Origin of the sequence: Acetobacter papayae (assembly GCF_047721125.1) — a bacterium.
Lineage (GTDB): Bacteria > Pseudomonadota > Alphaproteobacteria > Acetobacterales > Acetobacteraceae > Acetobacter > Acetobacter papayae.
The window spans coordinates 26,719-37,840 of sequence record NZ_JBDNWF010000012.1 but is presented as its reverse complement, the minus strand read 5'-3'; the positions used below and the strand labels follow the sequence as shown (position 1 = coordinate 37,840).

Here is an 11,122-nt window from a genome sequence, read left to right as displayed (position 1 = left end):
TACTCCATGGAAAAACCGGCTTTTCTTGATCGCGACCGCCCCGATGTGCCCGACCTTGTGGTGCCCGGCGGTGTTACGCCATTCTATCTGGCGGGGCAGCCGGTACGCGGCCGCCTGATCAGGCTTGGCGTACTGGCCGATGCCCTGCTGACCCGGCATGACAACCCGGCCCCGGTCACGCAGCTTGCTGGCAAGGCGCTGGCTCTGGTGGCGGCACTGGCCTCGGCCCTGAAGTTTCAGGGCTCGTTTTCGCTCCAGATCAAGGGCGATGGCCCGGTTTCCATGCTGGTGGCTGACTGCACCAACTCCGGTGCCCTGCGGTTTTATGTGCGTACTGATAACGAAGCACTTGAAAACCTGCTCGCCACCACCCCTAACCCCACCGACCGCGCCCTGCTGGGCGATGGTTATCTGGCCCTGACGGTTGATCAGGGCGCGGAAATGGAGCGCCACCAGGGGATTGTGGACATAGCCGGCGATGACCTTGCCGCCATGGCCACCCATTATTTCAACACCAGTGAGCAGCATGCCTGTCAGGTCATGCTGGCCTGCGCCATGACTGATGCGGGCTGGCGCGCGGGCGGGCTGGTGCTTGAGCGTATCGCGGGCGAAGGCGGTGCACAGTCGGATGCCGAAGCTACCTCAGCCGTGGATGACAGCACGGACGAAAACCTGCTGATAAGCCCCGATGATGCAAGCTGGGAAACCGCGACCATTCTGGCGGCAACCCTGCGCGATCAGGAAGTGCTGGATGATGGGCTGTCCTCTCCCCATCTGCTCAACCGCCTGTTTCATGAGCAGAACCTGCATGTAAACCAGCCGCGCGCCCTCGCCTTTGGCTGCCGCTGCTCGCGGGCACGGCTGATTGATGTGCTGGAGCGCTTCCCTGAGGATGATCTTGACCACATGTGTCAGGACAACGGCACCATCGTCATGACCTGCGAGTTCTGCAACAAGGATTTCCATTTCCCGCGCCAGAGCATTGCCGTCGGGCGCTGATACGCCCGTTGACCGCACCCCGCCCCTGTCGCACACTCGCTCACCTAATGAGAGCAGCGCCTGACTAGGTCGGGCGCTGGTGGTTCATCTGCCCGTAATCCGGCTGTTCCAGAGTGTGAGTCATGATGCCGTTTCCCCATCTGTTCCGTTCATCCATGGTGGCAACAGCCGTGCTGCTTCCCGCCCTGCTGGCTGGCTGCGCCCAGAACAGCGAACCAACCCAGTTCGCCCCCCTGCGCTACGACTATCTAGGCCAGATGAACCTCAATGTTTCCTCGCTCGCGATTGTTGACCGCACCGCCGCCCACCCGGTGGAAGGCAATATCGGACCTGAATCCCCCACCCCGCCGCTACAGGCCATACGCCAGATGGCACAGGACAGGCTGAGCGCGCGCGGCGCGACCGATTCCACCAATACGGCCCGTTTCGTGATCGACCGCGCCTCCATCCTGCATCTGCCCGGCGGCACGCTGAAAGGGAATGTAGGGGTTCATCTCGATATTCTAGCGGCCGATGGCCACCGCGTTGCCTCAGCCTCCGCGCAGGCATCGCAGTCGCTCCACCCCGATCCTTCAGGCAATGTGGAAAGCCGGGCCAATCTGTACGCCGTCACCCGCGACATGATGCAGACACTCAATGTGGAGTTCGAGTATCAGGTTCATCATTCGCTCAGCAAATGGCTGGTGGATGCTGGTGGCACCCCCATGGGCAGCGCAATCCAGACCCAGTCTCTCAACGGGCAGGATGACACCGCAACGCCCCTGCCAGCCCCCAGCGCCACAAAAACCGACACACAGGCCCTGCCTGCCGCACCGGCTCAGACCAGCGCCCCCGCAGCAGCAGCCGAAACATTACCGACCCAGCCCGCTGCCACCCCGGCCACCAGTGCGCAGGATGCGGAACCCAACCCCATTTTCCCGACCGGGGACGACACAACACCCACCGCCACCAAGCCCGCAAAGACGCGCGTGCAGTCCCCCAAGGCGGGTTTTCTGACCCTGCCCGGCAAAAGCACGCAAAGCAGCCAGTAACCCAACAGCCCTGCTTTTCCCACGCAGGCAAGCTCCCGCGCACGGAGCCCCACAAGGCTTCTGCGCGGCACGGCCTAAATCCCCGCCAGCCCCCTTTGGCCGGGCTGCCCTGACAAGCGCCACGCGGGCCCGCCATTGCGCCCGCTCTGGCGGCACGCCATAACACGCTCATGCCTATACTCTCCTCCGCGTCCGACCCGTTCTCCATCGCGGAAGGCCTGCCTGTACGCGAAATCCTGCCAGCGCTCTACGCGCATCTGGCCACGGACCCCGCGGGGGGACAGTTTGCCAGCGCGGTTGTGGTCGCCCCGCCCGGCGCGGGTAAAACAACCTCTATTCCGCCTGTTCTGGCCGCAGCCCCATGGCGGGGCGAGAACGAGCGTATCATCATGCTTGAGCCAAGGCGGCTGGCCGCCCGTGCCGCTGCCCAGCGCATTGCGACCCTCAGGGGCGAAACGGTAGGGCTGTTCGCGGGCTACCGCACGCGGGTGGACAGCGCCATATCCGAACACACGCGCATAGAAGTGCTGACCGAAGGCCTGTTCCTGCGCCGCCTGCTATCAGACCCCATGCTCGAAGGGGTTGCCTGCGTTATTCTGGACGAAATCCATGAACGCTCGCTGGATGCGGATCTGGCGCTGGCTTTCTGCCTAGACCTGCAACGCAGCCTGCGCCCGGACCTGCGTCTGGTGGCCATGTCCGCCACGGCTGAAACCGAACGCCTGAGCACGCTAATGAACGCGCCGGTATTTACCAGCTCGGGCCGCATGCATGAGCTGAGCGTGCACCACGCCACAAAGGATATCGCAACCCTGCACGATATTCCTACGGTCACGGCGGCGGGTGTGCGGCGGGCACTGGCTGAAACGCAGGGCGATATTCTGGTCTTCCTGCCCGGCACGGGAGAAATCAGGCGCACGGCACAACTGCTGGCCGATTGCGCCGTGACGGTCCTACCCCTGCATGGAGAACTGCACCCCGCGGAACAGGCCCGCGTGCTCCAGCCCGGCAATGCGGGCGAGAGGCGGGTTATTCTGGCCACCTCCATTGCCGAAACCTCGCTGACCGTACCGGGTGTGCGGGTCGTGGTGGATTGCGGTTTTCGCCGCGCCCCCCGGTTTGACGCGGGAGCGGGGCTGTCGCGGCTGGAAACGCTGCGGATTTCAAAAGCTGCCGCCCGCCAGCGCACGGGCCGCGCCGGGCGCGAGGCCCCCGGCACCGCTTACTGCCTGTGGACACCCCATACCGAACGCGCCATGCCCCAGCATGACCGGCCGGAAATTCTTGAGGCCGACCTGTCAGACTTCGTTCTGGCCACCAGCCTGTGGGCGGCAACACTCGGCCAATCCGACACGCCCCTGCCATTACCAGACCCGCCGCCGGGCTCCGCACTGGCTGCCGCGCGCGAACTGCTTGGCCTGCTGGGCGCGCTGGATGAAAACCAGAGCCTGACCCCACTGGGCCGCGCCATGGCGGGGCTTGGCACCCATCCACGGCTGGCCGCCATGCTACTGGCCGCCTCCACCCCGGAGGAAGCCGCTCTTGCGGCTGATCTGGCCGCCCTGCTGGAAGAACGCGACCCACTACGCCCACGTATGGCGGCTCGGGGTGGCCCACCGCCTATCCCTCCGGCGGATATCAGCCTGCGCCTGGACCTGATCGCTGGCGGGGACGACCCACAGGCGGACAGAGCCGCGCTGGCCCGAATCCGTCAGGCCTCGGGGCGTTTCCGCGCCCGGCTGGGACTGCCGCATAACCTGCCAGCACGCGGTGATGCCGCCGCCCTGCTGGCTGCCGGGTTTGTGGACCGCATAGCCCTGAGCCGGGGCGAGATCGGCAGTTTCCGTATGGCCAATGGCGGCAATGCCCGCCTGCGCCGGGATGATACGCTAGCCACCGCGCGGCTGCTGGCCGTGGCCGGGTTGCACCTGCGCACCACGGCGGAAATCCGTCTGGCAGCCCCCCTCGACCCCGATGCCCTCCCCCCTGCCGTGCTGGCCCGCACGCGTGAGCAGGTAGAAACCGCGCTGGACCCAGCCAGTGGGGCCATTATGGCGCGCAGGCGCACACGTATTGGCAACCTTGTGCTGCGCGACCGCACCGAAAAAGTCCGCCCCGAGGAAGCAGCAACCCTGCTGCTCGAGCACGCACGCGCCAACCTCGCAACCGCCCTCGACTGGACAGGCGCAGGGGGGCAGGTGCAGGCCCGCGTTGAACTGGCGCGCGCCCTCTCCACCCCCATGCCCTCAGACATGACGGACTGGCCGGATTTCTCCTTTGCTGCGCTGGCTAAAAGTGCCGAAACATGGCTGGCACCGGCTCTGGTTGGCTGCACAACCATGGCCGGGCTGAAAGCGCTCGATACCGCTGCCCTACTGCGCGGCTGGCTTGGCTATGCCCATACCGCTTGGCTGGACAGGGAACTGCCCACCGCCCTAAATTTTCCCGGTGGCCGAGCGGAGGTGGATTATACCCAGCCCATTCCCGTGGCCTCGGCCCGCGCGCAGGTGTTTTTTGGCACCAGCACCACGCCGCTTCTGGCGGGTGGACGCATTCCCTTACGGCTGGCGCTGCTCTCCCCCGCCGGGCGGCCACAGGCTATCACGGCGGATCTGGCGGGATTCTGGCAGGGCGGCTGGGCGGATATGCGGCGCGACATGCGCGGCCGCTACCCCCGCCACGAATGGCCCGAAAACCCGGCCCTCGCCCCCGCCACAAAAACCCGCCGTCCGTAGCGGCCTCCAACACGCGGCGGGGTCATGGCTGCTGGACTATGCCACAGGGTATGGCGGCCAAAAGCACGGCCCTGCTGTACCCGCACAGGCTTGGTCCGCAAGAGTAACGCCCCACCGGGACGGAGGGTATTGTGCCCATGCCTGCCACAGCACACCCCCGACCCCAACAAACAAACCCGGTGAACTAACGCCCCTTGCCTCATTGGTGAACGCGCCCCGCTCCTACCCTGCCTGCTACTCTGGCGTTGGGGCCACAACGGCATGAAAACATGGGTAGAAACACGATCCCTGTTGCATGTGCCGGGCAAACGGGTTCAAAAATCAAGACCATGTTCAGTTTCGTACCGCCCCACGCATGACACAGGCCCCTAGCCTGCCCGCACTGCCCAGCCTGCCCCCTCCCGGCAAAACCGCATGCCCACCCCGGCGCCATGTGGTGGCGCAGCGTATGGCCCGCAGGCTTGCACGGGGCGGCATGGCCTGTGGTCTGGCATGGAGCCTGCTGGCACAGGGCGGCTCAGCGCACGCAGCGGATACCCTCGCCACAGACCCGCAGCCTGCAAGCCCGGCCTCTAAAGAACCCCCGCCTGTACCGCTGGTAGAATCCCGCCCTCTCAGCTTTGCGCCACTGGTGCGGCGGATCGCCCCTACGGTGGTCAATATTGCCGTCACACGCGAATCGGAAACACAGCACAAGCTGCCCTCTTCCGTGCGCGGCACGCCCCTTGAGCACCGCTACCGTGAGCGCATGCGCCAGCACTGGAACGACCTGCTAGAAGCGGGCTCAGGCTTTATCATCGCCCCCGATGGCAGCATCGTCACCAACGGGCATGTGGTGGCTGATGCGGACCGTATTACGGTCTCGCTCATGGACGGGCAGGAATTTACCGCAACACCTGTGGGTATCGACCCGCTGACCGATATTGCCGTCATTAAAATCAACAGCCCAAAACCCATGGCATACGCCCAGTGGGGTGACAGCCGCCTTGTGCAGGTGGGAGACTGGATTCTGGCTGCGGGCAACCCGTTTGGTCTTGGCTCGTCCGTGACAGCAGGCATTGTCTCTGCGCGGGGACGGGATATCGGGGCCAGCCCGTTTGATGATTTTCTCCAGCTTGATGCTCCCATCAACCCCGGCAATTCAGGCGGGCCGACCTTTAACATGGCCGGACAGGTTGTGGCGCTAAATACGGCCATTGTCTCCCCCACGGGTGGGTCCGTGGGGCTTGGGTTTTCCATTCCTTCTGAGATTGTCCGACCCATTGTGGAAACCCTGCGCAAAACCGGCCATATGGACCGGGGCTGGCTAGGGGCAACCCTCAAGGATAACACCAGCCCACTAGGCGCGCAGGTAACAGAAGTGGACCGCGACAGCCCCGCCGCCCATGCTGGGCTACGCCGGGGCGATATCGTCAGCCGTCTGAATGACGAACGGGTGGAAACCGCCCGCTTCATGATCCGCGCCATAGCGGCAGCGGCACCGGGTAAAACCGTAACCCTGAGCGTCCTGCGCCACGGGCAGCCACTTGAGTTACAGGCCCTTGTCGGCCACCGTCCGCCGACCGAGGATACCGACCCGCACTAACCCCGCGCAGGTTCCTGCATCCCACATGGCTTCTGGCTATCCGTAAGCCATGACGTATCCTGCCAGCCTGCCCGCATCACAGGCGCGCCTAAAGCGGCCAAGAGCCACCACTTTGCGGCTTCGCGTTTCCCGCGCATGCGTCAGGCTGTTATAGAGGCAGGATGACACAGATCGGTTTTTACCACCTGACACGCACCGGCGTTACGGAAGCCCTGCCCCCTTTGCTGACACGCACATTGGGAGCAGGCGAAAAAGCAGTCGTGTGGTGCGCAGCCAAACCCTTGTTGCAGGAACTGGACAAAGCCCTGTGGCAGGTTGCAACGCCCCGCTGGCTGCCCCATGGCAGCGAAGGCGCGCTTTGCCCCGATCTGCACCCGATATGGCTGACAACGGGCGAAGACAGCCCAAACAAGGCACGTTTTCTATTTTTGCTGGAAAACCGGACCTGCCCCGATTTTGCGGCTTTCAGCCGCGTATTCGACCTGTTTGACGGACAGGACCCGCAAGCCGTAACCGCCGCACGCGAACGCTGGAGCGCTGCCCGTGCGGCAGGCCATACGCCTACCTACTGGAAGCAGGAAGCACAGGGCTGGACCCGCGGTGGCTGACGCCTAAACCCGCTTTAATCCCCCCCTGATAACCGCCCTTTATGCTGGGCCTGCGCAACAGGCAGGCCCAGCACGGAAACGCGCGGTCAGTTAGTTCTGCTCAAAACCCGTGCGGACAAAACGGTCGAGCAGGCGCACGCCAAAGCCGCTTGCTCCCTTGGGCTGGCCGTTACGGGCCTTGTCGTCCCATGCAACACCCGCGATATCCAGATGTGCCCACGGGGTTTCGCCCACAAAGCGCTTGAGGAACTGGGCCGCCGTAATGGAGCCACCCGCACGGCCACCGCTGATGTTCTGCATATCCGCGATATCGGATTTCAGCAGCTTATCGTACGCCTTGCCCAGCGGCATGCGCCACAGCTTTTCACCCGTGAAGGCCCCGGCATCGGCCAGACCCGAGGCCAGCGGCTCATCATTAGAGAACAGCCCCGCATATTCATGCCCAAGGCCGACAATGATTGCACCGGTCAGGGTTGCGAGATCGACAATCAGGCGGGGGGCGAAACGGTCCCGCGCGTACCACAGCACATCGGCCAGAACCAGCCGCCCTTCGGCATCGGTATTCAGCACCTCGATCGTCTGCCCCGAAGCACTACGCACCACATCGCCCGGCCGCTGCGCGGTGCCGGAAACCATGTTTTCCACCAGCCCGACAAGGCCAACCGCGTTAACCGAAGCCTTGCGCAGCGCCAGAGTGGCCATAAGCCCGGTAACCGCAGCGGCACCGGCCATATCCCACTTCATATCTTCCATACCGGCCGCAGGCTTGATGGAAATGCCGCCCGAATCAAACGTCACCCCCTTGCCCACGAAAGCCAGCGGCGCGGCATCGGTCTTGCCACCATTCCAGCGCATGACCACCATGCGCGGCTCATTGGCACTGCCCTGAGCAACTCCCAGCAGCGCGCCAAAGCCGAGCTTTTCCATGGCGGGGCGGTCAAGCACCTCCACTTCCAGCCCGTGGGCACGCAGCGTCTGGGCGCGTTCGGCAAATTCAACGGGATTGAGCACATTGGCCGGTTCCGACACCAGATCGCGCGCCAGCACCACACCGCGCGCCACCGCCAACAGGGACGGCCAGAGCGCATCTGCATCCGCCGCATGAGGGGTCAGCACGGACAGGGCCTGCAGCTTGTGGTTATCCAGCGCTTCAGGCGCGCCATGATACAGGCCGAAATGGTAGGCCCCCAGCACCGCCCCCAATGCGGCATGGGCTGCCAGTGCGCCAGACAGATCGCCCGTGGCCAGTGTCGCCTTTTCAGCCCGGCCAAGGAGCGAGGCCGCAGTCCCGCCAGCCTTTTCGGCGGCAAAAGCATCTACATCCTCGGTCTTGCCCAGCCCCACGAGCACAATGCGCTCAAACGCCGCCGAGGGGGCGAGCACGACACAGCTCGTACCCTCCTTGCCGCTGAAGCCTTCGGCCTTTGCCGCACGGGACAGGGCGCCGGACAGGGCTGTATCGAGCTCAGTGAAAACCGCCGGACGGGTTTCACCCTGTGGCACCAGAACGGCAAGGCTACCGCCCACGGGCCGTATTTCGGAGGAGAACGAAATCTGAAGCATGAATTCTACCGATCATTCCAGCAAAACGGGTTCCCTTCTGCGTAAGTCCCCCTCGCGGGCTTGGCAATAGTGCTACGGGACATGACGCCACGCTCAAGCTGGCGTATGGTGCCTGCATGAACGCCCATACAGAGTCCGAGCTTCTGGCCCTGGCCACCAGACTGGTGGAAGAAGCCGCAGATCTCATCCGCGCCATTCGCGCCAAGGGATTTGAAACCCAGACCAAAACCGATTCCTCTCCCGTAACGGAAGCGGACACCACCGCCGAGGCGCATATCCTGCGCGGCCTGCGCGCCGCCACGCCGGATATTCCCGTTGTTGCGGAAGAAGAAGTAGCCGCAGGAATGCAAACAGCCGTGGCCCCTACCTACTGGCTAGTGGACCCGCTGGACGGCACGCGGGAATTTGCCGCCGGACGGGATGATTTTACCGTCAATATCGGCCTTGTGCGCGATGGGCGGGCTTTTCTGGGTGCCATGTCTCTGCCCGCCTACCACCAGACCTACTGGGGCGGCGTGGGGCTGGGCGCGTTCCGGCGCGACAGCCGGGGCGAACAGGCCATTCATGTTCGCAAGGCCCCGGCCGAGGGATTGAGCGTTCTTGCCTCCCGCCACCATGCGGATGACGTGCGGCTGGCGGAATATCTCAATGGCCGCAACATCGCCTCGCTGGGCAATATCGGCTCTGCCGTAAAGTTCGTGCGCGTGGCCGAAGGGCTGGTTGATCTTTACCCCCGCCTTGGCCCCACCATGGAGTGGGACACCGCCGCCCCACAGGCCATTGTGGAAGCCGCAGGTGGTCAGATAACGCTTCTGGATGGCTCGCCCCTCGTTTACGGCAAATCAGGCTGGAAAAATCCGCCATTTGTCTGTACCGGATCGCTATGATCCACGCTGCTGCCCTATGCCCCGCCCCGCCTTTTTACCGGGGGCGGCCACAGGGTTCGGCTGAGCGTAAGAGCCCGAAAGACTCATGACCCTGCGTCTGGACAGCACCGAAACCGGCATTGCCACGGCGGCCCGCCTTCTGCGTGAAGGCGGGCTTGTGGCTTTTGGCACGGAAACAGTTTACGGGCTGGGTGCCGATGCAACGCAGCCGCAGGCCGTCGCACGTATTTTTGAAGCCAAGAACCGCCCCCGTTTCAATCCGCTCATCAGCCATTTTGCCGATGCCGATGCCGCGTTTGAGCAGGTCGAGGCCTCTCCGCTCACCCGCAGGCTGGCGGAGGCGTTCTGGCCCGGCCCGCTCACGCTGGTTCTGCCCCGCGCGGCAGGCTGCACGGTTAGCGACCTCGCGGCAGATGGCCTGTCCACACTGGCCGTGCGCGTACCCCGTGGGGATGTTGCCGCCGCCCTGCTGCGCCAGACCGGCCGCCCTGTAGCGGCCCCTTCGGCCAACCGTTCCGGGCGGATCAGCCCGTCTAATGCCGCCCATGTGCTTGAAGAACTCGATGGCCGGATTGACGCAGTGCTGGATAGTGGGCCGTGCGCCATTGGGCTGGAAAGCACGGTGCTTGATCTTTCCCAGCCCGATCGGCCCTGCCTGCTCAGGCCCGGCGGCGTAACGGTGGAAGCGCTGGAGGCCCTGTGCGGCCCCCTGCTCCGCCCCGCAACACAGAGCGATGCCGCCCCGCTCTCGCCCGGTCGCATGCTCTCGCACTACGCCCCCGGCCTGCCGGTGCGGCTGGATGTACACACCCCCCGCGCGGATGAAGCCCTGCTGGCCTTTGGCCCGCAAGACGGCTCCAGCCCGGCCGCCATGCTCTGGAACCTGAGCGAAAGCGGCAATCTTGAAGAAGCCGCAGCCCGCCTGTTTTCGGGCCTGCGTGCGCTCGACCATGCTGGCACAGCGCGCCATCTGCGCGGCATAGCCGTACAGCCTATCCCTGCTCACGGACTGGGGCTGGCCATACAGGACCGCCTGACCCGTGCCGCCGCCCCCCGTCCCTCTTCCGCCAACCCGAAAGAAAACACCCTGCCATGAGTGAGCTGGACCCCAAGGAGGTCAAACTCCTTTCAGACATTCTCGCACTTGTTCTGGAAGAGCAGCAGGGGCAGGCTGTCGCGGCACTGGAAACCCTGCGCCGCCGTGCGCAGCGCAACAGCACCACGGGTGGCGCGCTCAAGAACCTGTTTCAGGTCATCTCGGCAGACCCGTCCCGCGCCCAGCCAACGGAGCGGCGCAGAAGCTCCACTACCCGTGCCCGGGCAGAAAAACAGGAAATGCCCGATTCCTACCGCACCCAGCTGCGGGAGATGGCCGACAGCATCAACCGGCTGGATCGTGACCTGCGCTCCATCACCGCCCAGAACGAATCCCTCAAGGCCCAGCTTTACCTGACCCAGCAGTCCCGCGCGGAGCTCCAGACCCATCTGGCCGCCATGCAGCTTTCCACCGCCCGCAATCCCAAACCACTCATGATCGTGGCGGCCCTGATGGCCGGATTGCTGGCAGGGGTTGCTGGCACCGAGGTATTCCATACCCTCCGGCCCAGCCCCCTGCCTTTTGTCCATAGCGCACAGCGCACATTTGGCTGAGCGGCAACCCGCCTGCCATCAGCCTGAACCCCCAGCCCCGATACCCTGCCCACCCGCCATTTTT

General features: G+C 64.6%; 9 protein-coding genes. 8 read left to right on the top strand and 1 reads right to left on the bottom strand.

From position 1 onward, the window contains the following. Nucleotides 1-6 precede the first annotated feature (6 nt). From hslO to ABF757_RS05765, 5 genes are all read left to right on the top strand, one after another. The gene (gene hslO, locus ABF757_RS05785; RefSeq protein WP_415481317.1) at nt 7-999 is read left to right on the top strand and encodes an Hsp33 family molecular chaperone HslO; all 993 of its coding nucleotides are present in this window, start codon (nt 7-9) and stop codon (nt 997-999) included. A 122-nt stretch (nt 1,000-1,121) separates the two neighbouring features. After that, entirely contained in the window at nt 1,122-2,030 is a 909-nt protein-coding gene (locus tag ABF757_RS05780; RefSeq protein WP_415481316.1) for a hypothetical protein, read from the top strand. Nucleotides 2,031-2,200: 170 nt separating this feature from the next. Continuing rightward, a complete protein-coding gene (gene hrpB / locus ABF757_RS05775) occupies nt 2,201-4,765 on the top strand; it encodes an ATP-dependent helicase HrpB (protein ID WP_415481315.1) in 2,565 nt (854 codons plus the stop codon). A 448-nt stretch (nt 4,766-5,213) separates the two neighbouring features. Then, nucleotides 5,214-6,350 (top strand): S1C family serine protease, encoded by a 1,137-nt coding sequence (locus ABF757_RS05770; RefSeq protein WP_415481338.1) that lies wholly within the window; start codon nt 5,214-5,216, stop codon nt 6,348-6,350. Nucleotides 6,351-6,511: 161 nt separating this feature from the next. After that, entirely contained in the window at nt 6,512-6,958 is a 447-nt protein-coding gene (locus tag ABF757_RS05765; RefSeq protein ID WP_415481314.1) for a DNA polymerase III subunit chi, read from the top strand. Nucleotides 6,959-7,048: 90 nt separating this feature from the next. On the opposite strand, the gene ABF757_RS05760 is transcribed toward ABF757_RS05765, so the two are convergent. Continuing rightward, nucleotides 7,049-8,521, bottom strand: a complete 1,473-nt coding sequence (locus ABF757_RS05760) for a leucyl aminopeptidase (protein WP_415481313.1) — start codon at nt 8,519-8,521, stop codon at nt 7,049-7,051. A 116-nt stretch (nt 8,522-8,637) separates the two neighbouring features. Here ABF757_RS05760 and cysQ point away from each other — a divergent pair, with 116 nt between their 5' ends. The 3 genes from cysQ to ABF757_RS05745 all read left to right on the top strand — a co-directional run bounded on the left by cysQ (nt 8,638) and on the right by ABF757_RS05745 (nt 11,058). Then, nucleotides 8,638-9,408: a 3'(2'),5'-bisphosphate nucleotidase CysQ gene (cysQ, locus tag ABF757_RS05755; protein WP_415481312.1), complete on the top strand. Its 771-nt coding sequence runs from the start codon at nt 8,638-8,640 to the stop codon at nt 9,406-9,408. A gap of 85 nt (nt 9,409-9,493) precedes the next feature. Beyond that, nucleotides 9,494-10,504 (top strand): L-threonylcarbamoyladenylate synthase, encoded by a 1,011-nt coding sequence (locus ABF757_RS05750; RefSeq protein ID WP_415481311.1) that lies wholly within the window; start codon nt 9,494-9,496, stop codon nt 10,502-10,504. Continuing rightward, nucleotides 10,501-11,058, top strand: coding sequence for a hypothetical protein (locus ABF757_RS05745; protein WP_415481310.1), 558 nt, complete (start codon nt 10,501-10,503; stop codon nt 11,056-11,058). The genes ABF757_RS05750 and ABF757_RS05745 overlap by 4 nt, the downstream gene beginning before the upstream one ends. The last annotated feature ends 64 nt before the right edge of the window (nt 11,059-11,122 follow it).